The following is a 24,797-nucleotide window of genomic DNA, read 5'->3' on the forward strand; positions in this document are numbered from 1 at the left end:
CCCTTACGCCCGCCAGAACGCGCGTTCGGCGGCGACGGGGAGAACGTAAAAGCCCACGCCGAGCCCCGAGAGGACGACGAGGGCGGCGTAGGTCTCGGCCGTTCGGAGGTACGCCGCGGTGTCGAACACACGGTAGCCCAGCCCCGCCTCGAGCGTGACGAACTCCGCGACGACGGCACCGACGACGGAAAGCGTCGCGGCGATCTTGAACCCGGCGAACACGCTCGGCGCGGCGGCGGGGACGCGCACGCGAAGGAAGACGGCGGTCCGCGACGCGCCGACGGTGCGCGCGAGATCGAGGTACGACTCCGGCGTGCTCCGGAGTCCGTCGACCGCGGCGATCGTGATCGGGAAGACGGTCAGCGTCGTCACGAGCAGCGCCCGGGCCAGCACGCCCCGGCCGAACCAGAGAAACAGGAGCGGGGCGACGGCGATCAGGGGGGCGATGCGCAACGCGACCACGTAAGGCAACAGCGTCCGCGTCGCCGCCCGCGAGTAGGTCATCGCGAACGCGAGGACGAACCCGACCGTCCCACCGGCGAGCAATCCGAGGCCCGCGGTGAGCCCCGTGACCGCGGCGTCCTCGAGCAGCGTCGGATACGTCTCGGCGAGCGCCTCGAGGACCTCGAGTGGCGACGGGAGGATCAGCGTCGGCATGTCGGAGACCACGACGGCGGCGTGCCACGCGAGGAGGACGACTGCGAGGACGGCGACCGGCGGAAACGCACGACTCGTCGCGGCGAGGCCGACGTCGACGACGCTCTGTCCCCTCCGTCGAGCGAGCGAGGGAACGTCCACGCGTGGTCGGCCGTGTCGGTCTCCGCGTCCGTCGCTCATCGTCTCTCGTCTCCGCGTTCCGGTCGTGACCGGGCCGTTCGAACGCGATTCATTCTTCGACCAGTTCCGCGTAGTCGGCGACGTACTCGTACTCTGCGTCGAGATACTCGTTCGTCCACACGTTGTTCGGGTCGACGTCACCCTCGAGGACGTCGCCGTCGGCCAGCACCTCGTGCGTTCGTTCCCACGGGTCGGCGGCGCTGAACCCCCAGCCGTTCTCGCGCACCGTCTCCGAGGTCATGTACTCGCCGTGCATGACGCCCCACTTGTCGGCCTGGTTCTCGCGGACCTCCTCGAGTTCTGGCTGGACGTCGACGAGGAGGTCGATCGCCTCGTCCGGGTTCTGGCTCGCCCAGACGGCACCCCTGGCCGTCGCCCGGAGGAACGCCCGGACGGTGTTCGGGTTCGCATCGCCGAAGTCCTTCTCGGTGGCCACGAGGTGGCCGTACGACGGAATCGCGTCCGCGATCGGGAGAACGTCGATCTCGCCGCCCTGGTGTTCGGCGTCGACGACGTCGCCGAAGACGCCCCCCGCGGCGTCGATCTCGCCACCGAGCAGTTGCTGGACGGTGTCGAACCCGGTGTCGACGTACTCGACGCTCTCGAGGATCCCGTGGGAGTCGAGAAACGCCTGCGTCATCTGGCGGACCATGCCGGGGCCGCTCCCGACCGTGGCACCGTCTAACTGCTCGGCGTCGGCGAGTTCGCCGAACTGCTTGCGACTGGCGAAGACGACGTTCGGATTCCGTTGCATGACGATGCCGACCGCGAGCGGCGAGAGTCCTCGACTGTTGACGTTGAGGATCTGGTCGCTGCTCGAGATCGCGAACTCGACGTTGCCGAGACCGGCCTGGTTGGCCGCAAAGTCGGAGCCGTCGCCGCTCTCGATCTCGACCGCCTCGAAGCCCTCCTCCTCGTAGAAGCCGTTCTCGTCGGCCGCGACGTACGGCGCGTGGAGGCCGCTTATGTTCCAGTTGAGCAACAGGGAGACGGACTCGACTTCGGGTCCGTCCGCCGTGTCGTCGCCCACGTCGTTTGGCTCGTTGTCGTTCGGCTCGCCGTCGCTCCCGAACCTCCCGGTACAGCCGGCGACGGCGACCCCACCGGCGACCGCCAGAAATCCCCGTCGCGTGTTGCGCGCCGCCCTCTCCCCACGCCCTGTGTGAATGCGTGTCACTCTTTCACCGTCACCAACTGTCCACGAAGGCGTATAAAAATCATTTGCGAAAATCATTATAAGGAGCGGGACCGACTCCTGCCGACCGCGTCACACGTCGTCGTGCGTGAGCAACGGCCGGTCGCGCTCCGCTCGTGGCGGATCGTACGTGACCACCTCGAGGAGGTTGCCGTCGGGGTCGAGGAAGTAGAAGCCCTCGAACTCGCCCCAGTCGTACGGTCCCTGCTTCGGGAACTGGCCGTCGAGGTCGTCGACGAACTCGTCGTACCGCTCGCGCGAGCTCTCGAACGCGAGGTGGCCCTTGTCGAGGGGATGCTCGAGGTCCGCGGGCGACCACCCGTCGGCGCGTCCCGTCTCGACGAGCGTCACGACGGTCTCGCCGACCTCGAACATGGCATGCTCGCCCTGGAAGTCCTCCGGCGGGCGCAGCAACGACAGTCCGAGGACGTCCCGGTAGAACTCGTAGCACGCCTCGAGGTCGTCGACGTCGACGTTCACGTGGTCGACGGCGCGTGCGGTCATCGCCACCGCCCCGCACGTTCGGCATAGTCGCGGATCGCCGGCGCGTCCGCGTCGAGGTACTCGTTCGTCCAGGCGGCGTCTGGATCGATCTCGCCCTCGAGCAGGTCGGTCTCCGCGAGCGTCTCGCCGAGCCGTCGCCAGCGGTCGCCGTCGTGGTTCCCCCACCCCGTCTCCGCGACGTGCGGGGTGACCTGGAGGTCGCCGGCGGCCGCCTCGAACTTCTCGCGTTCGATCTCCCGGCGGCGCTCGAGCGTGGCGTTGCGCGAGACCAGCGCGTCGACGGCCGCCTCCGGTTCCCGCGACGCCACAGCCCAGCCGCGGGCGGTGGCGCGGAGGAACGCCCGCACCGTCTCGGGATTATCGGCCGCGAACGACGGCTCCGTCACGAGTGTCATCCCGTAGACGCCCAGGTGCTCCCCGATCGGGAGTTCGTCCGCCGGCCGGTCGTGGTCGCGCTCGAGTTCGAGGCCGTTGGTGACGACGCCGACCGCCGCGTCGACGTCCCCGTCGAGCAGCTGGTGCTCGACGCGGTGGTGGGTGTGCGGGTCGACGTCCCGGAGGTCGACCTCGTCGCGAATTCCGGCGTTCTCGAGCAACTGGGCGGCGAGGATGCGCGTCTTCGTCGCCGAGGGGGCGACGGTCCGTCCGGCGAGGTCTTCCGGCTGCTCGAGCGGTTCGCCGAAGACGTCCCGCAGCGTGTAGATCGCCGCCGGGGTCTTCGCCGTCACTGCCGCGACGGCCAGCGGCTCGAGTCCGCGGCTCCGGACGGAGAGGACGGCGCTGGCACCTGCGAGCGCGAACGTGGCCGCACCTCGAGCGGCCTGCTCGGCGGCGAACGGAGAGCCGTGTCCCTCGACGAACCGAACCTCGAGTCCCTCCTCGTCGTAGAAACCCCGCTCGCGTGCGAGGAAGTACGGGGCCTGGAAGCCGTTGGGTTCCCAGTTGAGCTGGAAGGTGATCGATTCCACGGCGATCAGACCTCCAGGCGGAACGTGTCGTCGGGGATGCGATCGACGCCGAGGGCGTCGGCTCCCGCGACCTCGAGCAGGTGGTCGAACAGCCGTTCCATCCCGGCGACCGTCTCCTCGTCCCAGTCGGCGACGACCATGTCCCGCCAGCCGTCGCGGACGGCGCGGACGACGGCGTCGTCGTCCTCGTACATCAGCCGCTCGCCGATCTCCGTCCAGATCTCGTCGTCGGTCGTGAGTCGTTCGACGGCGTCCCGGTACGCGCCCGTGAATCCGTGGACCGCCTCCCGGTTCTCCGCGAGGTAGTTCTCGCTCGTGAGGAACGTCGAGATCGGCAACTTCCGGTCGGTTTCCGAGAGGTCCTGGACGAGCCGGGACATCGGGAGCACCTCGTGGTAGTCGCCCGTCTCGGTGATCTCGGGAACGATGGGCCAGAACTGGAGGATTGCGTCGACTTCCCCGTCCCGGAGCATGCGGGTGAGTTCGACCTTCGATCCCGACTCGACCGGCATCGCCTCGTCGTCGGGGTCGAAGCCGTGGTACTCGCGACACGCCGCGCGAACCAGGATCCAGTTTTTGTCCAGCCGGCGGACGACGCCGATGCGCCGGCCCGGCAGATCCGTCAGATCCTCGATCGGCGAGTCCGTCGGCGCGACGAGCCCCCCGACCGTCCGGCCGTACGGGTGAACGGCGACGATCGGTGCGCCCTCGGCCCGCTCGCGCGCCGTCGAGATGTAGTCGATGTCGATGAGGTCGGCCTCGCCTCCCTGTAACTTCGCCTCGACGGTCTCGACGCCGCCCTCGAGTTCGTCCGAGACGAGTTGCACGTCGAGGTGGAAGTCGTGATCGTGGTCGTACCCGAACCGTTTGATCGTGTAGAGCATGTACCGGGGGCTGCCGTTGTGCTCGAATCGCGCTCGTAACATGGGCCGGTCTCCCGGATCGTCGTGGTGGGCGTCCAGTTCGACCTGCTGGGTCTCGAGGTCTACTGCCTCCATGGGACTCACCCGAGCGAAGCGACGATGGCGTCGAGGTCTGCCTCGCCGTCGATGAGGCCGCGGTCTTTCATCCACTCGAGTTGCGCACCGAGATCGTCCCGGTCGGCGGGTTCCGGCACCTCGTAGCGCGGAACCGTCACGCGCTCGCGAAGTTTTGCCACGTCCACGTCCTCGAAGAGGTCGGGCGCGACCTCGAGGTCCTTCTCGAGCATCTCGAGGTACTCCTCGCGGAACGCTTCCGGGTTCTCGTTGACGTCACGGGCGGCGCGGGTGTAGGCAGCGACGTACGACTCGAGGACGTCGCGGTCGACGTCGTCGCCGCCGACGATCCCCACGTGGTTCTCGAACTCGAGGATCGGCTGGAAGCCGAGGGACTCCGCGAGCGTGCTCTGTGGGTCGAGCAGCGTCACGGCGTCGACCTCGCCGTCCCGGAGCGCGCGCAGGCGATCGGTCGGCATCCCGTAGTGGACGAGGCGCACCTCCTCGGGATCGACGTGCTCCTCGAGCGCTCGCATCGCGGTGTACTCCTGGCCGGTTCGGCGGTTGACGGCGACCGGGACGTCCGCGAGGTCCGCCGGCGACTCGATCGACGTCTCCGGGTGGGTGAACACCGTGTACGGCTGGTCGGCGAAGGTGCCGTTCGCGACGACCCGCCCGTCGTCCATTCGCCACGTTCGCCTGAGGCTCTCCCACTTGCACACCGGGTAGATGTCCACCTCGTAGTCGCCGGTCAGCGTCTCCTCGGCGGGGATGTACTTTACCTCGACGGACCGCCGGTCGCGCTCGACCAGGTCGACCTCGAGTCCCTCCGCCTCGAAGTAGCCCCGTTCGGCCGCCACCCGCTGCGGGAGGACGAACGAGAACGGGAGGTGAAACAATCTGAGTGAGGCATTCTCTGTCATGCGCTCGTCGCTAATCACGAACGGACTGATAAAGGTTTCTCGAGAATTTTTATATGAGTCGTCGTGGACAGGGCGATAGTGAGGTATGCTACCATGGACAGGGTAAGTACCGGGGACACGACGTTCGACGAGGTTGCGGAGGGAGTGTACCTCGCCGACCTGGCGACCGGGCGGCGGGCCTGCGTGAAGTACTGGCGGATCGAATCCGGCGCGACGCTACCCGTACACCGGCACGACAACGAACAGATCGGCTACGTCCTCGACGGGACGCTGGTCGCGCTGGTCGAGGGCGAGGAGGTCACGCTCTCGCCCGGCGACTGCTACCGGTTCCCGAGTGGGGAACGCCACGGTGCCGAGAACCGGTCCGACGAACCCGCGATCGGGATCGGCGTGCTCGCACCGCCGCGCGAGCAACCCGACTGGCGGGAAACATAGTATTCCGTCAACCGTCGATCGATGCGCGGAACCGGACGGCAGCGATCGGTTCCGCGCAGCGATTCAGGCTCGACGAAACACTAAGTATCGAACCTGGCGTCGCCCGCCGTCGTCGGTTCGACCACCTCGAGTGCTCGTTCGAAGTGGGCCGCAGTGAGCACGAGGTCCTCGAGGGTTCGCGCGTCGGTGACGTACTCCTCGATGGCCGCCGTGGCGGCCTCGCGACAGATCGCCTCGACGTCCGCGCCGACGTAGCCGTCGGTCTCGCCCGCCAGTCGCTCGAGGTCGACGTCCGCGGCCAGGGGCTTGGCTGCGGTGTGGACCTCGAAGATCGCCAGCCGAGCCTCCTCGTCCGGAACCGGCACGTGGACGTGTCGGTCGAACCGACCCGACCGGAGCAAGGCGTCGTCGAGGAGGTCGGGGCGATTGGTCGTCGCGACGACGACGACGTCCTCGAGGGTCTCGAGGCCGTCGAGTTCGGTCAGCAGTTGCGAGACGACGCGCTCGCCGACTCCTGCGTCGGCGGCGCTCCGACCGCGTTCTCCCGCCAGCGCGTCGATCTCGTCGAAGAAGACCACCGTCGGCGCGTTCTCGCGGGCCTTCGAGAAGACCTCGCGAACGCCCCGTTCTGACTCGCCGACGAACCTGTTCAGTAACTCCGGCCCCTTGATCGAGATGAAGTTCGACTGAGCCTCGTTCGCGACCGCCTTCGCGAGCAGCGTCTTGCCCGTGCCGGGCGGACCGTAGAGCAACACGCCTTTCGCGGGCGAGAGGTCGACCCGCTCGTACGCGTCGGGGTGCTCGAGGGGCCACTGGACGGTCTGGCGCAGCCGTCGTTTCACGTCCTCGAGGCCGCCGACGTCGTCCCACGAGACGTCCGGCACCTCGACGAACACCTCGCGCAACGCCGAGGGTTCGACGCCCGTGAGCGCGTCCCGGACGTCGCGATCCGTCACCTCGAGGTCGACGTCGGCGACGTCTGCCGGCGTCACCTCGAGGTCGTCGCCGGGACGCACCCGCCGGAGCGCGCTCATCGCACTCTCCCTGACGAGGTGCTCGAGGTCGGCCCCGACGAACCCGTGGGTGATCTCGGCGTAGCGCTCGATGTCGACGTCGTCGGCCAGTGGCACGTCTCGGGTGTGGATCCGGAGGATCTCCTCGCGGCCCTGCGCGTCGGGAACGCCGACCTCCACCTCGCGGTCGAACCGGCCGGGGCGGCGCAACGCGGGATCGACGACGTGTTCCCGGTTGGTCGTTCCGACGACGGCGACGCGTTTTCGGTCTCGCACGCCGTCGAGCAGCGAGAGCAACTGGGCGACGATCCGGCTCTCGGCGTCGCCGCCGGATCCGTCCCGCGTCGGCGCGATGGAGTCGAGTTCGTCGACGAAGACGACCGCCGGTGCGTTCGCCTCGGCCTCCGCGAAGACCTCCCGGAGGCGCTGTTCGCTCTCGCCGTAGTACTTCGACGTGATCTCCGGCCCCGAGATCGTCTGGAAGTGCGCGTCGATCTCGTTTGCGACGGCGCGGGCCATCAGCGTCTTGCCGGTCCCCGGCGGGCCGTAGAGCAGGACGCCTGAAGGTGGATCGACGCCGAGCGCGTCGAACAGGCCCGGGTGCTGAAGAGGAAGCTCGATCAGCTCGCGCACTCGCTCGAGTTCCGCCTCGAGGCCGCCGACGTCCTCGTAGGTGACGGCGGGTCGGTCCGTCGACTCGTCTGTGAGCCCCTGTGCGGGCTCTTCGTCGACGGTGATGGCCGTCCAGTCGCGGACGACCGCGGGACCGTTCGAGTCGGTCCCCGTCACGCGGACCGGTACCTGGCGGCTCGCCTCCGCTGGCAGAGAGCCGTAGCCGAGCGCGACCGAGAGCACCTGGCCGTCGACGACTCCTCGTCCGACGAGGGCGTCCCTGACGTGCAGGCCGACGCCTTCCTCGACGCCGACGTCCTCGGGCAGGGCGATCGTGACCCGATCCGCGTCGGTCACGTCGACGGCGTCGACTGCGACGCGGTCGTCGACCGCCACTCCGAGGTTCCGACGGAGTCGCTCCGGGAGCCGGACGTGACCGCGTTCGGCGTCGCCGGTGCCGACCCTCGCGACGGCCCGTCGATCGTCGCTCTCGAGGAGCACCCAGTCGCCGACCTCGACCCCCAGTTCCCGTCTCGCGTCGCGATCGAGGACGACCGCTCCCTCGTCGACCCGTCCTCGTCCGGGCGTGACACCAAGTTCCAGGCTATTAGTTTTCACACCCTACATTCGTACGACGGCAATAATAGTTCACGGGACGTTCGACTCGGGCGGTTCTGTTCTAATCACCGTCGGGCCTGGACGCAACTGACGACGAGTCTCGGGAGCAATTATTTCCACCATATGTAAGGGAATATAAACGGCTAGTATTATATAGTGATTCGTTGGCCATTCTCACGGCACTGGTGCGTGTTCTCACGAGTCACGCACGAGTCGAATCATGACTAACACACAGATAACAGACGAAGCTCAACGGCAGCTGGTCCGGAACCTCGGGATGAGCCAGGTTCCGGAAGAGGGCCGGTTGACGCTCGAGCGAATTCGGGAGTCGGTAGACGCCGAGACCGACCCCGAGTTCGCTTCGATGGGGGTGTCGATCCGACGTGACCTCTCGGGCAAACTCGACGAGTCGTTGCTCGAGGAGGAACTCGGGAAGCTGGCGACGCAGATCGAACGGCTTCCCGATGTCCGCGAGGCGGGGATCCCGGACGGTGAGACGGAGCCAGAACAGTTGTATCGCGAACTCGTCGCTCCGGGCTGGCGCGTCTACGACCATCTCGTGGACGTCGGATTCTTCGAGAGCGTCGAAGACAGCCTGCCGCGGTTCACACCGGAACACATCGAACACACTGCACACGAGCTGATCCGGACGGAGCCGCTTACGTCCGAACTCTCGACGATCGGGTTCGACGAGCGCGAGAAGCTGGTGCTGGTGATGAACGTCGTGAACAACAACACGCGACTGGCGCGGTGGGTACCGACGAAGGAGATTCCGGAGGAGGTCGAGTTCGACGTCGAGCACGTGCCGCCACTTCACCAGCGGGCCATGGGGGGTGCGTTGCTGTGGATCAACGCGCTCGACGTCCACCTCTGGCAAAATCGGATCCTCGTCACCGACGAGATCCTCGACGACGGCTACTCGGACGTCAAGGCGATGCTCGGCGGGCTGTACGCGATGACGAAGGCCGCACTCGACGTCGCCGAGGACGGACCGCTGACCGACGCACAGCTGACCGCCGCGCTGACCGCCAGTGCGGCGATCACGATCGTCAACCAGGAAGAGATCTGCAAGGACGTCTTCTGGATCACGGAAGACATGCGTGCGCCGAGCAAGGCGCGACCGAGGTGACAACCAATGGGAATCGAAGAAGACAGGGCCGTCAAGGCCGCACAGGACACGATCGTACGGGAAACAGACCAGGGGTATCGGGTGCTCGGCTCGCCCGACGAGTCGGTGACACACCAGCACGACGTCGACCGGATTCCGGAGGTGGACGTCACCCAGGAGATGATCCTCGAGTCGGGTGAGAACCCGGAAGCGTGGCTCACCTACGGGGGGAACTACGAACAGCACCGCTGTACGACCGCCGACGTCATCACCCCCGACAACGTCGCCGACCTCGAACTCGAGTACGTGATGCACGTCGGTGCCGGCTCGAGCATGGAGGGGACGCCGCTGATCGTCCCGGGCGATCCGCCGGTGATGTACCAGTCGAACGGGCCGAACCACGTGAAAGCTATCGACGCCCGCGAGGGCGAGACGCTCTGGAGTTACACCTACGCGGTTCCCTCCGACGTGGTGCTTTGCTGTGACGACAACAACCGCGGCGTCGCCGTCCTCGGCGACAAGGTGTTCATGACGACGCTCGACTCGGGCGTCGTTGCACTGAACCGCTACACCGGCGAGGAGGAGTGGTACACGAGCACCGCCGACCACGAGGAAGGCTACTCGGCGACGTGGGCACCCGTCGTCTACGACGGCAAGCTGTTCACCGGCAGCGCCGGCGGCGAGTACGGCGTTCGCGGCTTCCACACCGCGCTCGACACCGAAACCGGCGAACAGCTCTGGCACACGTGGACCTCGCCCGAAGAGGAGTGGGTCGGCGACAGCATCGAGCAGTCGTGTGCGACGAACTGGATGACCGCGACGATCGACGCCGAGAAGGGGCGGCTGTACCTCCCCGTGGGCAACCCCGGCCCCGACTTCGACGGCTCCGTCCGTCCAGGACCGAACCGCAATAGCGCCGGGACGCTGGCGATGGACCTCGAGACGGGCGAACGCCTGTGGACCCACCAGGAGTCGCCACACGACGTCTGGGACTACGACTCGGCCGCACCGCGTATCCTGATCCGCGACCTCGAGATCGAACACCGCGACATGACCACGGACGTCGTCGTCTCGGCGGGGAAGACGGCCTGGATCTATACGATGGACTCCGACACCGGCGAGCTCATCGAGCGCAGCGAACCGGGCGTCCAGCAGCTGAACATGTTCAAGATGATCCCGCACATCGACGAGGGCCGGCGCATGGCGTTCATGCCCGGCGCGATGGGCGGCAACGACTGGCAGCCGCCGGCCTGGAACCCCGAAACCGGCCTGGCGTACTTCAAGATGAACAACTCGCCACAGGAAGCCTGGTGGCGCTTCGAGGAGTACGAAGAGGGCAAGAAGTACTGGGGTGGCATCCTGGAAGACGAGACCGAGGCCGTCCCCGAGGGCTACAACGACAAGATCAGCGCCATCGTCGCGGTCGATCCGGAGACGGGCCAGCGCGTCTGGCGCGACTGGATCGAGGGCAGTGCGTACCTGTGGGGTGGCCTGCTGACGACCACGACGGGACTCACCTTCGGTGGCACGCAGAACGGCAAATTCATCGCGTACGACGCCGAAACCGGTGACCACCTCTGGGAGTACGACGTCGGCGAGGTGTCGATCGCGGGTAGTCCGATGAGCTGGTACGACCCCGAGACCGAAAAGCAGTACGTCGCCATCCAGATCGGCGGAAGTGGCTGGCTGCGCCGCGGGACCGGCGGTCGCGACGACCGACTCGCCGTCTTCTCGATGGCAGCCTGACCACCTCTCGCAGCAGCTTTCTCTGCGTCGCCGTTTGCTAATTGCCCGACAAGAACGAGCTGCCGATGCTGCCGGCGGTCTCACACTGACTACTGTACCTCATTTCCGATGCAACGGCAGGGCGGTCGCGGTTGCACCGGGAAATCGGTACAGCAGCCCGTATCACTCGACGCTGAGGTCGCCCCCACCCTCCGGTTCGGTGAACTCGAGTTCGATCTCGAGTTCCCGGGTTCGGCGCTCGGCGAACTCGACTTCCACCTCGATCGGTTCGCCGTACTCGAAGGGAATCTCCCAGTCGGCACTCGAGATCGTCAGCGTCGTCCCGTCGTCGATCGAGTCGGCGAGGTCGCGCAGAAACGCCGCCGTCTCGGCTCGAGAGAGGTACACCTCGCGTTCGAAGAAGCCGTCGGTGATCGTCCTTCGTTCCCTCGACCTGTCGTCCGGCAAGTTGACGTCATCTGCCATGAGTGTTTGTCCCACACGAACGACGATAAAAGTCGGCCCTGAACGCCCTACTGATATATGTGTACGTACAGCATATCTATCTGTCGTGTCGCTGATCGACGTCTTCGGGAGCACTCAGCGGGTAAAGATCATCCGGGAACTCTCGCATGGCCCACGATACGTCTCCGAACTCGCCGAGACCATCGGGATGGACGGATCGACGACCGTCCATCACCTGTCGGTTCTCGAGGAGGCGGGGCTGGTCGAACACTACCATCGGGGGAATCGAAAGTACTACCGACTCGTCCGGAAGGTGGAACTGCAAGCGACTCCGCCACCGGAACGGACGTTCATCCTGCAAGCGAGCGAGATCGACGAGACCGAGTAGCGATCGTTCGTCGATCGACGTATCGCTCGAGACGTCCACACGGTGGCGTCTCGTCTGCTCTCGTCGACCGACCAAACCTATTTGACCGGTCGTGTTGTGTGAGATCACATGGCAATAGGAAACGACGCTTCGGTACCGGTGCCGACGGAAGAGCGCGAAGAGACACCCGAGACGGAACAAGATACCGACCGAGCCACCGAGGACGGGACGGGAACGGTCGAACGCCGGATCGAAGACCTCATCGACGAACGCGTCGAGGCGGTCGAGACGCAGATCGACGACCTCGAGCGGCAGCTCTCGGAGCTCGACGACTTCACCAGGATCAGCCTGAGCGAGCGACGGATTCAACAGAACGAGGAGAACCTCGCGGCCTTTTCCGACTCGCTGACCGACTTCGCCGAGCGGACGATGGCCCAGACGAACCACCTCGAGGAGCAACTCGAGGTACAGCGAATGCTGATCGCGGCACTCCTCGAGGCACTCGACGACCAGGACGTCGACGTCGACCTCTCGGCCGTCCAGCAGTATCGAGAGGAGCGAGTCGTCACGGACACGGGTGACGAACAGCTCGACGAGGCGATCGAACGGTCGTCGCCCTGACGCCGCCGCTTTCGGTTCGCCATCGGCCGGGTTGGGGATACCCCCGGTCGCACGGCGCGGCTCGGTAGCCCGGCGCTCGCCGGGCGCTACGCATCGTCTGGACCGTGACCGCTAGAAAATCTGTCGATACCCGTTTTCCAACGCTGCCACTGCCGGTAGTTCTAATATGGATGGGCTTCAGACTGGAAACAGAGGGTCTAACTGTGGAAATATCTGATAAACTCCTGTGTCTGTTCAGTACGGACGTCTCGGCGGAAGACGACCGATACGTCATCGAAGTACCCAGACAAGAGATCGAAACGGGCGACGTCGAACCGGGCGAGATCTACCGCGTTGCGCTCATCTCGCGTGATCGAGAGGAGACCGACTCGAGTGCGTCGACGACCACCCAGCGGACGAGTGCTCCCTCGGAGCCACAGCCGCCGGTCGAGGTCGGCGAGACGCGCTACGTCGAGATCGAAGACATCGGCAAACAGGGCGACGGCATCGCTCGCGTCGAACGCGGTTACGTCATCATCGTTCCCGGCGCGGAAGTCGGCGAACGGGTCAAGATCGAGGTCACCGAGGTCAAATCGAACTTCGCCGTCGGCGAGATCATCGAGGAGACCTTTTAGAACGACAATTCTGCGCGAGTGGTCGGCTCTGCCGACCCGAACGCAACACTCTCGACCAGAAAGCGCCGAGCACGCCGGACGCCCGCAGGTTACACGATCGTCTCGAGATAGGCCTTCGGGTCGTCGTGGAAACAGTCACCGACGACGATCGCGTCTGCGCCCGCTTCGAGTATTTCGGTCGCCTTCGCTGCGCTGTCGATACTGCCGCCGTAGAGGAGCGCCGTTTCGTCCAGATATCGCGAGGCCGCCGCGACATCCGTTGGACCGCCGTACGTGCCGGAGTACTCGACGTAGAAGATCGGGAACCCGTAGAACGCCTCCGTCGCGAGCGCCGCACCTGCGACCTCTTCCGGCGTGTACGTCGACTCGACGCCGGAGACTGCTGCCGCGGCCGACTCGAGGTGTTGGACGACGTATCCCTCTCCGAACAGCTTCGTCGCGAGGTCCGAAACCACGTCGACCCCCTTCGACGCGATGAGGTCGCCGACGATCGGCACTCCCGTCCCGACGATCTCCTCCGGTTTCTGTCCGACTTCGGTGAAGAGGTCGACGTGCTTTCCAACGAAGTGTTCCCGGTCGCCGTTGTAGACTGCGGGGATCGAGAGGGAGTCTGCGGCTTCGATCGTATCCCTGGAGACGTGCGTCGAACTGTACGGTTCCTGAAAGAGCGGCGTCTCCGGGAACGCACTTTTGATCTGCTCGATCGTCGCGAGCGAATTGTCCTCGGTGACGCCGTCTGAGCCGCCGACGATCACGAGGTCAGTCCCTTCGAGGATCTCGAGATCGGCCGGTAACGCTTTCGCCGGATCGACTTTCGTGACGTGCGTAACCCCGTCCCAGTCGACGTTCATGGCCATCGATTCAAACGCCCGTGTAAATTTCCTATCGGTTTCACGTGCTCGAGCGAAGTCGGGCTCTCGATCCGTGGTGAACCGGGCGTCGATCGCTCGCCAGTGTAGCGTTACTCCTCGAGTGGCGACCCATCCGCCCGTTTCGCTCCCTCGGAGTCGTGGACGACGACCTCGCCGGGGTCCGGATCGGCGGGTCGATAGGTGTCCCGGACGGCGATCGCCTCCTCGAGCTCTCGCACTGCACGTTCTTTCAGCGCCTGGGCCAGTTCCTCGGCGTCCTCGCGGGAGATGTCGCGGCCGAGCCCCTCGCACTCGTGGGCGCGAACCAGTCCCTCCTCGTCGACGGCCTCACCCATCGGCTGGCTGGTCCCGCCGAGTGCGACGCTGAACGGGTAGGTCCGACAGATCAGCGGGCGGTCGTCGTGGGCGACGCAGGCACCACGCCCCGCGTCGTCTTCCTCGTAGAAGACGCAGTCGCCACAGGCGTCGGTCTGGAGCGCCCACTCGAAGGTCTCGCCCGAGAGCCCCTCGTCGGTCTCGGTCAGGCCGTAGGGCATCGGGCGTGCGACGTCGCGCCACTCGCGGCCGGTCGCGTCCTCGAGTCGCCGGACCTCGTCGGGGAACACTGTCGCGGTGTGGTCGTCGTCGCCGTCTCGCGTACAGCAGGCCCCACAGCGCGTACACTCGAAGCCGATCGACTCGATGGCGTCGGCCAGCTCGTCGACCGACAGTTCGCGAGCGCGGGCGAGTTCCTCCTCGAGGGTGAGGGTGTGCACACACGACCGTACGCGCCGACGGCCAAAAGTTCGCCGCTATCGAAGACGCACGCGGTCGCCGTCGACCTCGAGGTCGTCCTCGACGGCGAGTTTCTCGAGGTGGGCACGGACGGTCACGCGGGCCAGGTCGCGAACGCCGGCGAGATCCTTCTCGTAGGCCGACTCGAGGACGCCCTCGAGCGTTCGTGCGCCGTCTACGACGGCCTCGCGAACCCGGCGTTCGCGCTCGAGGCGGTGGTCGATCAGCCGCTCGAGCGTCGACTGGGGGTCGTCGACGACGGGGCCGTGACCCGCGAGCAACTGCGGGGGATCGATCGCCCGGAGCCGTCGGAGCGAACTCAGGTACGCGCGCATGTCCCCTTCAGGTGCGCCGACGACGACACTTCCGGCTCGAACGGCGCAGTCGCCACAGCAGACCGGCCCGTCCGCTCCGGCCTGGATCGCGACGTGGTCGGGCGCGTGGCCGGCGGTGTCGAGTACGGTGAGGTGGCCGTCACCGGCGGAAAGCGTCGTGCCAGCCGAGAACGTGCGGTCTGGATCGACGCCCGCGCTCGCGCGAAAGCGATCGGCGTACCCCCGTCGCGCCCAGACCGTCGCGTCGGTTTCGGCCGCGTACGCGGCGACACCGCCGACGTGGTCCGGGTGGGTGTGCGTGACCATGATCGCCTCGACGGTTCGCTCGTCGACGACCCGGTCGAGGGCGTCGGTTCGGCCAGCGGGATCGACGAGCACTGCCGGATCGCGCCCGAGAACGTACGCGTTGGTGTGGCCGCCCGGCGCGCGCGTGTCGGTCGGGACGGATACTCGTCTGACGTCCATGTCGAGACATCGTTTCCGAAGAAAAAGTACGTGCCGGCGTCGGTCAGGCCAGGGAAAGAGACCAGCCGTCAGTGTTTCAGGTAGTAGACCTGCTTGCGGGCGTCACGGAAACTGTACCGCGATCCGACGAGACCGACGTCCTCGAGGCGGTTCAGCGCGTAGCGGACGGTGCGGTCGGGGAGCAGCGACTCTTCGGCGAGCTGGCCCTGGGAGAGCGGGGAGTCGGACTCGAGAACCTTCGCGACGAGTTTGGCGCTAGGTGGAAGATCGCGGAGACGGTCACGGTATTCGGATTCGGAGAGAGTTTCTTCCGCAGCAGCAGTACGTTCCTCAGTAGTACTCATGCTCATGTCTATCAAGTGGGGAAGCTGCTGGTAAATCTTCCCTATATGTTGATACCTACAATCATGTTTATCCTAGGTATATAATGTACATATTATGCCGCTCTCCCAAGCGCCTATCTCTCCCGACGTCGAACCGGCGTTTATGGAGGAGATACCGCCCGAACACCGCGATCTCTTCGACCGAAAGACGTTCGCGCAGTTCGCCACCGTCATGCCCGACGGTACGCCACACGTGACGCCGGTCTGGGTCGACGTCGACGACGATGGGTACGTCCTCGTGAACACGGTCCGAAACCGTCGCAAGGAGAAGAACGTCCGACGTGAGTCGAAGGTCGGCCTCTCGATTCCCGATCCCGACGATCCGTATCGGTACCTCTCGATCCGCGGCGAGGTCGTGGAGGTGACGACCGACGGCGCCGTCGAGCACATCGACGACCTCGCGAGGCGGTACATGGACGTCGAGGAGTACCCCAACCACGACGCGGAGGACGAAGACCGAGTGATCGTCCGCATCCGACCGGACCGGATCGTCGCGTCCGGGGGCTGACCGTCCGCGTCGCTACCGTTCGGGCCTGTGACCCGGCTCCCGGTACGTTCCCATTAACCCCCGACACTCGGGACAGTGAACGAGCAGGAGGTCGCCGGACTCGTGTCGAACCAGTTCGTCCGTCGCCGGCGTCGCACCGCACCGTTTGCAGGTTGGCATACAGTAGCATACGGGGCCAGTGGTCAAAAAGCCGTCTTCGCGACAGACTCCAGTATCGTTTTATCCTCCGGACTGAGTAGTTGCAGCCAGTGTGAAAGGACAGGAGTGGTACCAGGCCGACGACGTCGCCGAGGAGTACGACGACAAGCGGTTCTCTCAGGGCGGTCAGCTGATCGACCGCCGGGAGAAGGAGGCGGTCCTCGAGGCGATTTCGCCCCTGTCGGACCGTAACGTCCTCGAGATCGCCTGTGGTACCGGGCGATTCACCGTCATGCTCGCAGAGCGCGGTGCGGACGTCGTGGGACTCGACATCTCGGCTGCGATGTTGCAACGTGGACGCAAAAAAGCAAAGCAGGCGGGCGTCTCGGATCACCTCGAGTTCATCCGCGGTGACGCCGGTCGGTTACCGTTCCCGGACGACCACTTCGACACCGTCGTCGCGATGCGGTTTTTCCACCTCGCAGACGATCCGGCGGCGTTCCTGAGCGAGATGCGACGCGTCTCCCGGGAGCAGATCGTCTTCGACACGTTCAATCGATTCAGTGCCCGGAGCATCTACAACTGGGCGTTGCCGATGGGGTCGCGTCTCTACTCCAAAAGCGAGGTAGCCGTCTTGCTGGCGAAAAACGATCTGACGCTGGTCGACGTCGAGGACGACTTTCTCGTCCCGTACGGGCTGTACCGGTCGATCCCGAACGCGCTCGCGTCGCCGATCAGGTCGATCGATCGTGCTGTCGGCGAGTTCCCGGTCACGGATCACCTCGCGTCAGTGTCCTACTGGAACACCCGCGTCAGGTGACAGTACTCGAATATAATCTGCGGTAAATCCCATCCTATTTTTATTGTCCGGTGAATTTACCCCATCAGTATGGAGCTCTCGGTAGTCGTGTCGACGCTCAACGGCCGAGAGCAGTTGCTCCTCTGTCTCGACGCGCTTTCGGATCGTCTCCCGTCGACGTGCGAGATCGTCGTGGTCAACGGGCCGTCGTCCGACGGCACGACTGGCGCCGTCAGAGCGCGCGACGACGTCGACGTCCTGGTCGAGATCTCAGAACGCAACCCGAACGTCTCGCGCAACGCAGGAATCGAGGTCGCCTCCGGTGACGTCGTCGCGTTCGTCGGCGACGAGTACCGCGTCTCGCCGTCCTGGTACGACGCCGTCGAAGCGACGTTCGAGGCTGGCTCCGACGTCGTCACCGGTCCCGTCACCGGGTTCAGTAGCGCCGACGCCGACGCGAAGCGACCACGATCGGTCGCGGGCCGGTCGGTCACCTACTTCGACGGCGAAAACGTCGCGTTCGACCGAACCGTCCTCGAGGCGCTCGACGGCTTCGACGAGTACCTCCCGATCGACGGCGCACGCGACTGTGCCCACCGACTCGCCGCACTCGAGTTTACCGTCACCTGGTGCGAGGAGATGGCGGTTCGTGACGAAGTCGACGCGGACGGCGGACGAACGGACGCCGACTGGGGTGAGACGTACCGGGCGCGTGCGTACGGCCTCGCGAAGAACTACGGGCCGCGCCCCTCCGTCCTCGTCAACCCGCTCGGCAGCGCCTTGCAAGACGGCGTCGCGAACGCTCGAGCGCTCCTCGGCGGCGAGGCGACGCCGACCGCGTGTATACGAAACGGCGCTGCCGTCGCGGCCAACACCCTCTACGGGCTCAAAGACGGTCTTCGAGCCAGGTACGCCGATCGCACGTCGCGTCGCAATCCCGCTGGCCTCTCTTCTCGTCACGATCGGGCCGTGCAGGTGTACGATCGACGGTAGCGATCCATCGCTGCCGAAGCCAGGACAGTCACCGTTTCGCAGGCGGCGCGTCTGTGTCTCCTTGGCTTCGAAATCCGAAATTGATCGTCGTCGGTGCCAGTTCACTCGAGGTGGAATTCTCTCGAATCGCGAACGCTGCCGCGTTACTGGGTGCTTTCGACGAACCAGGTCGTCCCGAACGGCTGGAGTCGATAGGTGATGTCCTCGCTGCCACTGTAGTCCGTCGTGACGGATACCGACTTTTCACCACCTGCCGGAATTCGCGTGACGATGTCGCCGTCTTTCAGGTGATACCACTCGTTGCGGCCGTGGTCTTCGCCTTGCCACTGTACGACACCACGGAACGTTCCCGCAGTGTCTCCCGTATTCTCGACGACGAAGTCGAACGACTGCGTTCCATCCTGGAACTGTGACGGAACACTCGTGTCGGCGAGCTCGAACGCCGGGAGATCAACGCTCTCCTCGGTCACGTCCCACACGACGTCTGCGGGGGCGTTCTTCCCATCGAGACGCATCTCGAGTGTGAATTCGGTAACGTCGTCACGGTCGAGGGCGAAGAGCAGCCAGCCTGTCGTGCTCGATCCAGGATTCACCCACTGACCGAGCGCGGGACCATCGTTGCGTTCGGCTTCCGCGTCGAGAGAAGCTCCGTTTGGGAAACTCGTGTAGATGTCACCGACGTTCGAACTGACCATCTCCTCTTCCAGCATCACGGCGTTCGTACCCGTGTTCTCGAGTTCGACGGTCACGATAGCGAGCGTCTGATCTTCGAGCGTCGAAAGCAGTGCGAGTCGTTCGTTCGAACCCCAGAAACTCGGGCTCTCGACGACCTCGTACAGGACGCCATCCTGGAACTGGACGTCCGTCGGCGTGATACGCAGGTCTTCGATTACGTCGATCGTTTCCTCGAGAGAGCCGGTGAGCGGGTTGACGTCGATCGTTCTGTCGACCTCGTCGTCGACCTCGGCATCGGAGATGCTCATTTCGTACCCGCCAGCGTAGTCAACGGACAGTTCGACAGAGGACTCTCCAAGTTGCCCCGACTCGAGTTCGCCGCTCTCGACAGCCGCACGTACGACGTCGGCGCCCTCGCTTTCGGTCGAATCGAGTGCGAGTTCGCCCTCGAACGAGCCCGCTTCGCCACCAGTGTTCGCGATCGTGAGGTCGATCGTAAACGTTTCGCGGATCGTCGGCGATTCGACCGACGCGTCGTACACTGTGAACTGTGCCGGTGCGTCTTCGTCGATCTCGACGTCAGCCGAATCGACGCTCCCTCCGTCGCTCCCCTCGTCACTTCCTTCGTCGTCACTGCCGAGACACCCAGAAAACGCGAGGAAAGCCCCCGTTCCGAGCGTAGACAACAGATCTCTGCGTTGCATGCACCCGACGATATTCAATCACGGTATATATTCTTCTCGAGATTCATATTAGTATTCTTACTATCAATAGGTCGAAGAAGTCTTCTGCTTTTTCCGTTTATTAAAATATATATTATGTATATTTTACCGCCGGAAATCACAGATCACGAGAAATACGAGGCTAAAGCCTCACTCTTAGTGCATAGCGGAGCTCAAAGCGTGAAACCACTCTCGTCCCGTTTGTCGTGCCCTGTCGGACCTGTATCCCACACACACCTCAACCGGGCGCGAGCGCTTCGACGACGCGAGCGGCGTTCTTCGAGAACGCTCGCCGGAGCCTGTCTTCGGAGACGTCGAGCGTGAGAATCTCCATGACGGCGACGTTGGGGTGGCAGGCCGGCGTGCCGCTCCCGAAGAGGACCCGGTCGGGGTGTTCCAGCAGGGCGCGCTCGAGCTGGTCGCGATACCGGACGAAGCTGGTATCGAGGTAACAGTCGTCGTATCGCTCGAGGAGGTCGATCATCTCGTCCATGAGCTCGCGATCGAGGGGGTGGCCGCCGAAGTGGGCGACGACGACGGGAAACGACCGACCGAGCAGGGTCTCGGCCAGCGTCTCGGGCGGAGCGTCGACGCCGCCGCTGACGAGAAGCGGGAGGTCGGCATTCTCGAGTGCTGCGAGGACCCGCTCGTCGGGAAGGCCGTCGGTTCCGGGATCGAGTGTGAAGCCGTGAAAGCGGTCGTCGTACCCGTACTGTTCGATAGCCTCTGGCGTGGTGTGTCGCTCGGACTCCGCGTGCCGCCCCAGGGCGTTCCGGAGGCGACTCGTCCGGTTCCGGCCGGGCGGCTTCGAACCGCGAATACGGGCGAACGTGACGAAAGGCCGATCGACACTCAGGCGCGCGGCCCCGTTGTTCGCCGCGACGTAGCTCGCGTCGACGTCGGGTTCCGGGGAGACGACGGCGCTGACGATGCCCGCCTGGTGGAGTTCGCGTTCGAGTCGCTCCGGCGAGATCGCCCGTCCCCGAGCTTTCACTCCTCCGTTCGGCGTCAACCGCGCGTGGACGTCGACGACCCGAAACCCGTGTTCCAACTCGAGCATCCGCCGAACACTTCTCGCCCGATCCATATTTTGCTACCGGCCGCCGCAGTGCGTGTATCGCGCGCTCGCGCGTGATACAATCGCCAGAGGGAAGCGAGGTATGAGGGAAAATTTTATATAGAAGTGCTGACGATACCTTTAGTGAGGATTCAACTATGGCACAACAGCGACGCATGGGCGGACAGCCTATGTTCATCCTGAGCGAGGACAGCCAGCGAACCGAGGGTCGTGACGCCCAGTCGTCGAACATCGTCGCCGGCAAGGCGGTCGCCGAGTCGGTACGAACGACACTGGGTCCGCGGGGCATGGACAAGATGCTCGTCGACTCGAGCGGCGAGGTCGTCATCACGAACGACGGTGCGACCATCCTCGAGGAGATGGACATCGAACACCCCGCCGCACAGATGATCGTCGAAGTCGCCGAAACCCAGGAGGACGAGGTCGGCGACGGGACGACGACGGCCGCGGTGCTCGCGGGCAACCTCCTCGCCGAAGCCGAGGATCTCATCGAGCAGGACGTCCACGCGACGACGATCGTCGAGGGCTACCACGAGGCCGCCCGGATCGCACTCGAGGCCATCGCAGACCAGGTTCTCGAGGCCGACGTCGACGACGACCTCCTGGAACAGGTCGCCGCGTCGAGCATGACCGGCAAGGGCACCGGCGGTCTCACCGCCGAGTCGCTCGCCGAGACGGTCGTCGAGGCCATCCGCCACGTCGCGACCGACGACGGCGTCGAGCGCGAGAACGTCTCCGTCGAGACGCAGGTTGGGGCGTCCTCGAACGCGACGGAACTCGTCCCTGGCATCATCGTCGACGAAGAACCCGCCCACGACGCGATGCCCCGAACCGTCGAGGACGCCGACATCGCGATCCTCGACGTCGAACTTGGCGTCCGCACGGGCGACGTCGACGCCGAGTACTCGATCGACTCGATCGACCAGTTAAACGCCGCACTCGACGCCGAGGAGAGCGAACTGCGTGGCTACGCCGAGACGATCGCCGACTCGGGCGTCGACGTCGTGTTCACGACCGACGACGTCGACGACCGCGTCGCCTCCTTCCTCGCGACCGAGGACATCCTCACCTTCGAGGGCCTGAGCAACAGCGACGCCCGTCAGATCGCCTCCGCGACCGGGGCGAGCCGCGTCGGCGCACTCGATGACCTCGAGGAAGACGACTTCGGCCACGCCGACCGCATCCACACCCAGCACTTCGGCGACGACGACCTCGCGTTCGTCGAGGGCGGCGCGGCCGCCGAGACGGTCACCGTCTTCGTCCGCGGCGGCACCGAACACGTCGTCGACGAACTCGAGCGGACGATCGGTGACGCCTTGGACGTCGTCGCGACGGCACTCGAGTCCGGCGAGGTCGTCCCCGGCGCGGGCGCGACCGAGATCGCCATCGCCGACAGAGTGCGCTCCGAGGCCGCTGGCATCGAGGGCCGCAAGCAGCTCGCGGTGACGGCCTTCGCCGACGCGCTCGACGTCGTTCCACGCACGCTCGCCGCCAACACCGGCCAGGACCCCATCGACGTGCTCGTGGATCTCCGTGCCGCCCACGAGTCCGAGGGACGGGCCGGACTGGTCACCGACGGCGAGACCGTCGAGATCGACGACCCGGTCGACCACGGCGTCGTCGATCCCGCCGACGTCAAACGCGAAGCCGTCGAGAGCGCCGCCGAGGCCGCGACGATGATCGCCCGCATCGACGACGTCATCGCCGCCGAGTAAGCGCGCCGTCGGCCCGCTTTTCGTTTTTCCGTTTTTTCGACGCCGTTCGTAGAAAAGTCTGTCGAGACCCCCTCCTTCGGAGGTGGTTTTGCGTAGCGAGACTGGCCGCCGCACGTGCTGCTTATACTACCGGACAACAGTCAGAGAATACTCGATCGCGTCTCGACGGCTGTCGTCAGCGACGACAGCGTCTCGAGTACGATCGATATATGAACCGTTTTGTCCGGCAGTATTAGTCGTCGCAGATGTCGAAATCGACGGCCACGAAGGGTGACGGACCGAGAAGCAGGAATCGATGCCGTCCAGGGCGTAGGTCGGCACCGACGTCGTCTGCGAGTTCAGACTCGGACAGTGTGACGCGCTCTACGAACGTCCTTCCCGGTTCGAGAATCGTCACACACAGCTGGTAGTATCGGTCCCTGGTCCAGAAGACGTGCTGCCAGTCTCCATCCGAATACGTCTGAATTGCCCACGGATTGTTACATCCGAGAACGATTTCCGAACGCCCTGTATTCGTTATCTCAAACTCTACTGTGTCCCCGAGACGGACGGCCTCCTGGCGGAGACGGAGGTCCAGGTCGTCGTGACCGTAGACGACCGCTGCCTCTCCGTGATACTCTGGCTGTGAACCGCGCTGCGACGTGCCTCTTGCAGTATATCCGGCAAGTGCGGCGACACCCGCGCCGGCCGAGACGAGATACGTACGTCGTTTCACGTCAGGTAGTCGTCGATCCGTGAACATAACGATTCAGAAAGGTCAAACACGTATTTTACCTACCACTCTGCCTCGACGCGTCGACTGGCGCTCCCCCATCGTTCGAATACTGTTTCGACAGCGTCTGGCGAATGGTAGCGAACGACACGCCCGAGCGGTCGAGAGAACGACGACGCGTGCGTGCGATCAGCCCCGCTCGAGTCGCACCTCGTCGCCCGTCTCGAGGTCGAACGCCTCGTCGCCGCGGCCCTGGTTGACGTCGAGTTCGACGTAGCCGTGGCTGCCGACGACCGCCAGTTTCTCGCCTGGGTCGACTGCCGCGAACGCGTCGCCGACCGGCACCCGCTCGCCGTTCACCCGGACGGCGTCACAGTCCTCGAGGTAGCGCCCGGGAACGTTCGTGACGACGTTGCCGAAGTCGTCCACGACGAGCACCTCGCCGCTCGCCCGGTCGCCGTCGACGGTCGCCTCGGGGAGCGCGAGGTCGACGACCGACTCGAGGGGCTCGAGGACGGCGAGCGTCGCGAGGCGCTCGAGGGTCGTCTCGTGGACCGCGGCGGCGGCGGGGGCGAAGACGTCCCGGCCGTGGAAGGTGCTGCTCTGTGACGGGGTCGTTCCGTCTGCTCTCGTTGGACGGAGCGCGTCGTGGTCGTCGTCGACGCGGAAGTACTCGAGGTCGACACCGTCCGCGAGTTCGCGCGCGGCGGGGAGGAGGACGCCGTTGTCCGGGCCGACGAGCGCGTGCTCGCCGGCGCGGATCACGACGGCGTTCCGGTCGGTGCCGACGCCCGGGTCGACGACCACGAGGTGCGTCGCGGGCGGAAAGTAGGGCAGCACCTCGCGCAGCCAGAACGCCGCCGTGCGCACGTCCTGTCGCGGAAAGTCGTGGGCGACGTCGACCAGTCGCGCGTCCGTCCGCTGGAGGAGGACGCCTTTCATCGCCGCCGGATACGGCGAGCCGAAGTCCGACGAGAGCGTGATCATGGTCAGTTACCGTTCGAATCCGTCCCGCTCACCATCTGGAGCCGTTCGATGCCGCCGATCTCGTCGACGACCTCGACGACGGCCCCGGGGACGAGCGACTGCCAGTCGCCATCCTCGATCATCCGTTCGCGCACTTCGGTCCCCTCGAGCACTTCGCGGTTGAACATCGGCGACTGGCGAACCTCGACCCCGGCTTCGCGAAAGAGCTGGATGACCAGCGGGTTGTTCGAGTAGGCGACGTCGAAGTCCGGGCTCATGCTCTGGACGTGGCTGACCCACACGGAGTTTCGCTCCAGGTCCTCGATTGGAACGGCGTAGGTCACGAGGTCGTAGTCGACCAGCGCCTTCGTGATCATCATGATGCGTTCGCCGGCGGTAAACGGGTTGCGCGTCGTGTGTGAGTCGCCGGCGCTGCCGATCCCGAGAACCAGTTCGTCGACGTCACCAGCGATCTGTTCGACCATGTTGAGGTGGCCGTTGTGGAACGGCTGAAAACGGCCGATGTAGAACCCCCGGGTCATTGTCTGACAGTTGCCCCTGGAACTCTTAAGGCTGGCGAGGTGTCGATCCCGCCGAAACCCTCGAATTCGGTGGCGTTGGGCCCCGATGACCGGAGGTACGTGGCGTTGTGAGGGAGAAAGTATATCAGTCGCAATCCC

28 protein-coding genes are annotated in these 24,797 nt (G+C 65.3%); 10 read left to right on the top strand and 18 right to left on the bottom strand.

The features are described from left to right. Window positions 1-3: 3 nt before the first annotated feature. The 6 genes from MU558_RS11225 to MU558_RS11250 all read right to left on the bottom strand — a co-directional run bounded on the left by MU558_RS11225 (window position 4) and on the right by MU558_RS11250 (window position 5,404). Window positions 4-837, bottom strand: coding sequence for an ABC transporter permease (locus MU558_RS11225; RefSeq protein ID WP_246966363.1), 834 nt, complete (start codon window positions 835-837; stop codon window positions 4-6). A gap of 49 nt (window positions 838-886) precedes the next feature. Then, the gene (locus tag MU558_RS11230) at window positions 887-2,014 is read right to left on the bottom strand and encodes an ABC transporter substrate-binding protein (protein WP_246966364.1); all 1,128 of its coding nucleotides are present in this window, start codon (window positions 2,012-2,014) and stop codon (window positions 887-889) included. 90 nt (window positions 2,015-2,104) lie between these two features. After that, on the bottom strand, window positions 2,105-2,536 hold the full coding sequence (locus MU558_RS11235; RefSeq protein WP_246966365.1) for a VOC family protein: 432 nt from the start codon (window positions 2,534-2,536) through the stop codon (window positions 2,105-2,107). Next, window positions 2,533-3,504: an ABC transporter substrate-binding protein gene (locus tag MU558_RS11240; RefSeq protein WP_246966366.1), complete on the bottom strand. Its 972-nt coding sequence runs from the start codon at window positions 3,502-3,504 to the stop codon at window positions 2,533-2,535. Before MU558_RS11240 ends, MU558_RS11235 begins: the two co-directional genes overlap by 4 nt. Before the next feature lie 5 nt (window positions 3,505-3,509). After that, the gene (locus MU558_RS11245) at window positions 3,510-4,502 is read right to left on the bottom strand and encodes an ABC transporter substrate-binding protein (protein WP_246966367.1); all 993 of its coding nucleotides are present in this window, start codon (window positions 4,500-4,502) and stop codon (window positions 3,510-3,512) included. Between the two features lie 5 nt (window positions 4,503-4,507). Beyond that, entirely contained in the window at window positions 4,508-5,404 is an 897-nt protein-coding gene (locus MU558_RS11250; protein ID WP_246966368.1) for an ABC transporter substrate-binding protein, read from the bottom strand. A gap of 93 nt (window positions 5,405-5,497) precedes the next feature. Here MU558_RS11250 and MU558_RS11255 point away from each other — a divergent pair, with 93 nt between their 5' ends. Further along, window positions 5,498-5,839, top strand: coding sequence for a cupin domain-containing protein (locus tag MU558_RS11255; RefSeq protein WP_246966369.1), 342 nt, complete (start codon window positions 5,498-5,500; stop codon window positions 5,837-5,839). Window positions 5,840-5,919: 80 nt separating this feature from the next. Here the strand turns inward: MU558_RS11255 and MU558_RS11260 are convergent, their stop codons facing one another. Continuing rightward, window positions 5,920-8,067, bottom strand: a complete 2,148-nt coding sequence (locus MU558_RS11260) for a CDC48 family AAA ATPase (protein WP_246974957.1) — start codon at window positions 8,065-8,067, stop codon at window positions 5,920-5,922. 235 nt (window positions 8,068-8,302) lie between these two features. Here MU558_RS11260 and MU558_RS11265 point away from each other — a divergent pair, with 235 nt between their 5' ends. After that, window positions 8,303-9,211: a hypothetical protein gene (locus MU558_RS11265; protein WP_246966370.1), complete on the top strand. Its 909-nt coding sequence runs from the start codon at window positions 8,303-8,305 to the stop codon at window positions 9,209-9,211. 6 nt (window positions 9,212-9,217) lie between these two features. Further along, window positions 9,218-10,936, top strand: coding sequence for a pyrroloquinoline quinone-dependent dehydrogenase (locus MU558_RS11270; RefSeq protein WP_246966371.1), 1,719 nt, complete (start codon window positions 9,218-9,220; stop codon window positions 10,934-10,936). A 162-nt stretch (window positions 10,937-11,098) separates the two neighbouring features. Here the strand turns inward: MU558_RS11270 and MU558_RS11275 are convergent, their stop codons facing one another. Continuing rightward, entirely contained in the window at window positions 11,099-11,401 is a 303-nt protein-coding gene (locus tag MU558_RS11275) for an amphi-Trp domain-containing protein (protein WP_246966372.1), read from the bottom strand. A gap of 85 nt (window positions 11,402-11,486) precedes the next feature. On the opposite strand from MU558_RS11275, the gene MU558_RS11280 reads away from it, so the two are divergent. The 3 genes from MU558_RS11280 (at window position 11,487) to MU558_RS11290 (ending at window position 12,982) form a co-directional block, all read left to right on the top strand. Beyond that, entirely contained in the window at window positions 11,487-11,768 is a 282-nt protein-coding gene (locus MU558_RS11280; protein WP_246966373.1) for an ArsR/SmtB family transcription factor, read from the top strand. 108 nt (window positions 11,769-11,876) lie between these two features. Beyond that, a complete protein-coding gene (locus MU558_RS11285; RefSeq protein ID WP_246966374.1) occupies window positions 11,877-12,368 on the top strand; it encodes a hypothetical protein in 492 nt (163 codons plus the stop codon). A gap of 203 nt (window positions 12,369-12,571) precedes the next feature. Next, window positions 12,572-12,982, top strand: coding sequence for a TRAM domain-containing protein (locus tag MU558_RS11290; protein ID WP_246966375.1), 411 nt, complete (start codon window positions 12,572-12,574; stop codon window positions 12,980-12,982). A gap of 89 nt (window positions 12,983-13,071) precedes the next feature. Here the strand turns inward: MU558_RS11290 and MU558_RS11295 are convergent, their stop codons facing one another. The 4 genes from MU558_RS11295 to MU558_RS11310 form a co-directional block, all read right to left on the bottom strand. After that, a complete protein-coding gene (locus MU558_RS11295; RefSeq protein ID WP_246974960.1) occupies window positions 13,072-13,833 on the bottom strand; it encodes a geranylgeranylglyceryl/heptaprenylglyceryl phosphate synthase in 762 nt (253 codons plus the stop codon). Between the two features lie 110 nt (window positions 13,834-13,943). Continuing rightward, window positions 13,944-14,609 (bottom strand): YkgJ family cysteine cluster protein, encoded by a 666-nt coding sequence (locus MU558_RS11300; protein WP_246966376.1) that lies wholly within the window; start codon window positions 14,607-14,609, stop codon window positions 13,944-13,946. Window positions 14,610-14,645: 36 nt separating this feature from the next. Continuing rightward, complete coding sequence (locus tag MU558_RS11305) at window positions 14,646-15,428, bottom strand: MBL fold metallo-hydrolase (protein ID WP_246966377.1); 783 nt, start codon at window positions 15,426-15,428, stop codon at window positions 14,646-14,648. Window positions 15,429-15,496: 68 nt separating this feature from the next. Further along, complete coding sequence (locus tag MU558_RS11310) at window positions 15,497-15,778, bottom strand: MarR family transcriptional regulator (protein ID WP_246966378.1); 282 nt, start codon at window positions 15,776-15,778, stop codon at window positions 15,497-15,499. Between the two features lie 136 nt (window positions 15,779-15,914). On the opposite strand from MU558_RS11310, the gene MU558_RS11315 reads away from it, so the two are divergent. Continuing rightward, window positions 15,915-16,319 (top strand): PPOX class F420-dependent oxidoreductase, encoded by a 405-nt coding sequence (locus MU558_RS11315; RefSeq protein ID WP_246966379.1) that lies wholly within the window; start codon window positions 15,915-15,917, stop codon window positions 16,317-16,319. Window positions 16,320-16,331: 12 nt separating this feature from the next. Here MU558_RS11315 and MU558_RS11320 read toward each other — a convergent pair whose 3' ends face one another. After that, on the bottom strand, window positions 16,332-16,478 hold the full coding sequence (locus tag MU558_RS11320) for a hypothetical protein (RefSeq protein ID WP_246966380.1): 147 nt from the start codon (window positions 16,476-16,478) through the stop codon (window positions 16,332-16,334). Between the two features lie 91 nt (window positions 16,479-16,569). On the opposite strand from MU558_RS11320, the gene MU558_RS11325 reads away from it, so the two are divergent. Together MU558_RS11325 and MU558_RS11330 are read left to right on the top strand one after the other, a co-directional pair. Next, a complete protein-coding gene (locus tag MU558_RS11325) occupies window positions 16,570-17,277 on the top strand; it encodes a class I SAM-dependent methyltransferase (protein WP_246966381.1) in 708 nt (235 codons plus the stop codon). Window positions 17,278-17,346: 69 nt separating this feature from the next. After that, entirely contained in the window at window positions 17,347-18,249 is a 903-nt protein-coding gene (locus MU558_RS11330; RefSeq protein ID WP_246966382.1) for a glycosyltransferase family 2 protein, read from the top strand. Window positions 18,250-18,392: 143 nt separating this feature from the next. Here the strand turns inward: MU558_RS11330 and MU558_RS11335 are convergent, their stop codons facing one another. Then, window positions 18,393-19,628, bottom strand: coding sequence for a hypothetical protein (locus MU558_RS11335; RefSeq protein WP_246966383.1), 1,236 nt, complete (start codon window positions 19,626-19,628; stop codon window positions 18,393-18,395). A gap of 256 nt (window positions 19,629-19,884) precedes the next feature. Further along, a complete protein-coding gene (locus MU558_RS11340; RefSeq protein WP_246966384.1) occupies window positions 19,885-20,706 on the bottom strand; it encodes an amidohydrolase family protein in 822 nt (273 codons plus the stop codon). A 188-nt stretch (window positions 20,707-20,894) separates the two neighbouring features. Between MU558_RS11340 and thsA the strand changes: the two genes are divergently transcribed. Further along, the gene (gene thsA / locus MU558_RS11345; protein ID WP_246974963.1) at window positions 20,895-22,439 is read left to right on the top strand and encodes a thermosome subunit alpha; all 1,545 of its coding nucleotides are present in this window, start codon (window positions 20,895-20,897) and stop codon (window positions 22,437-22,439) included. A 232-nt stretch (window positions 22,440-22,671) separates the two neighbouring features. On the opposite strand, the gene MU558_RS11350 is transcribed toward thsA, so the two are convergent. From MU558_RS11350 to MU558_RS11360, 3 genes are all read right to left on the bottom strand, one after another. Next, entirely contained in the window at window positions 22,672-23,181 is a 510-nt protein-coding gene (locus tag MU558_RS11350) for a hypothetical protein (protein WP_246966385.1), read from the bottom strand. A 159-nt stretch (window positions 23,182-23,340) separates the two neighbouring features. Beyond that, window positions 23,341-24,138: an SAM hydrolase/SAM-dependent halogenase family protein gene (locus tag MU558_RS11355; RefSeq protein WP_246966386.1), complete on the bottom strand. Its 798-nt coding sequence runs from the start codon at window positions 24,136-24,138 to the stop codon at window positions 23,341-23,343. Between the two features lie 2 nt (window positions 24,139-24,140). After that, on the bottom strand, window positions 24,141-24,659 hold the full coding sequence (locus MU558_RS11360; protein ID WP_246966387.1) for a nicotinamide-nucleotide adenylyltransferase: 519 nt from the start codon (window positions 24,657-24,659) through the stop codon (window positions 24,141-24,143). Window positions 24,660-24,797 lie beyond the last annotated feature (138 nt).

This window comes from Natribaculum luteum (assembly GCF_023008545.1).
In the GTDB taxonomy this organism is placed as follows: domain Archaea; phylum Halobacteriota; class Halobacteria; order Halobacteriales; family Natrialbaceae; genus Natribaculum; species Natribaculum luteum.

What these genes read in the sequence shown, in the direction of transcription:
- MU558_RS11225 (WP_246966363.1), bottom strand. Translation starts at nt 837, where the DNA reads ATGAGCGACGGACGCGGAGACCGACACGGCCGACCACGCGTGGACGTT.
- MU558_RS11235 (WP_246966365.1), bottom strand. Translation starts at nt 2,536, where the DNA reads ATGACCGCACGCGCCGTCGACCACGTGAACGTCGACGTCGACGACCTC.
- MU558_RS11245 (WP_246966367.1), bottom strand. Translation starts at nt 4,502, where the DNA reads ATGGAGGCAGTAGACCTCGAGACCCAGCAGGTCGAACTGGACGCCCAC.
- MU558_RS11250 (WP_246966368.1), bottom strand. Translation starts at nt 5,404, where the DNA reads ATGACAGAGAATGCCTCACTCAGATTGTTTCACCTCCCGTTCTCGTTC.
- MU558_RS11255 (WP_246966369.1), top strand. Translation starts at nt 5,498, where the DNA reads ATGGACAGGGTAAGTACCGGGGACACGACGTTCGACGAGGTTGCGGAG.
- MU558_RS11265 (WP_246966370.1), top strand. Translation starts at nt 8,303, where the DNA reads ATGACTAACACACAGATAACAGACGAAGCTCAACGGCAGCTGGTCCGG.
- MU558_RS11270 (WP_246966371.1), top strand. Translation starts at nt 9,218, where the DNA reads ATGGGAATCGAAGAAGACAGGGCCGTCAAGGCCGCACAGGACACGATC.
- MU558_RS11275 (WP_246966372.1), bottom strand. Translation starts at nt 11,401, where the DNA reads ATGGCAGATGACGTCAACTTGCCGGACGACAGGTCGAGGGAACGAAGG.
- MU558_RS11285 (WP_246966374.1), top strand. Translation starts at nt 11,877, where the DNA reads ATGGCAATAGGAAACGACGCTTCGGTACCGGTGCCGACGGAAGAGCGC.
- MU558_RS11295 (WP_246974960.1), bottom strand. Translation starts at nt 13,833, where the DNA reads ATGAACGTCGACTGGGACGGGGTTACGCACGTCACGAAAGTCGATCCG.
- MU558_RS11305 (WP_246966377.1), bottom strand. Translation starts at nt 15,428, where the DNA reads ATGGACGTCAGACGAGTATCCGTCCCGACCGACACGCGCGCGCCGGGC.
- MU558_RS11310 (WP_246966378.1), bottom strand. Translation starts at nt 15,778, where the DNA reads ATGAGCATGAGTACTACTGAGGAACGTACTGCTGCTGCGGAAGAAACT.
- MU558_RS11315 (WP_246966379.1), top strand. Translation starts at nt 15,915, where the DNA reads ATGGAGGAGATACCGCCCGAACACCGCGATCTCTTCGACCGAAAGACG.
- MU558_RS11320 (WP_246966380.1), bottom strand. Translation starts at nt 16,478, where the DNA reads ATGCCAACCTGCAAACGGTGCGGTGCGACGCCGGCGACGGACGAACTG.
- MU558_RS11330 (WP_246966382.1), top strand. Translation starts at nt 17,347, where the DNA reads ATGGAGCTCTCGGTAGTCGTGTCGACGCTCAACGGCCGAGAGCAGTTG.
- MU558_RS11335 (WP_246966383.1), bottom strand. Translation starts at nt 19,628, where the DNA reads ATGCAACGCAGAGATCTGTTGTCTACGCTCGGAACGGGGGCTTTCCTC.
- MU558_RS11340 (WP_246966384.1), bottom strand. Translation starts at nt 20,706, where the DNA reads ATGCTCGAGTTGGAACACGGGTTTCGGGTCGTCGACGTCCACGCGCGG.
- thsA (WP_246974963.1), top strand. Translation starts at nt 20,895, where the DNA reads ATGTTCATCCTGAGCGAGGACAGCCAGCGAACCGAGGGTCGTGACGCC.
- MU558_RS11350 (WP_246966385.1), bottom strand. Translation starts at nt 23,181, where the DNA reads ATGTTCACGGATCGACGACTACCTGACGTGAAACGACGTACGTATCTC.
- MU558_RS11355 (WP_246966386.1), bottom strand. Translation starts at nt 24,138, where the DNA reads ATGATCACGCTCTCGTCGGACTTCGGCTCGCCGTATCCGGCGGCGATG.
- MU558_RS11360 (WP_246966387.1), bottom strand. Translation starts at nt 24,659, where the DNA reads ATGACCCGGGGGTTCTACATCGGCCGTTTTCAGCCGTTCCACAACGGC.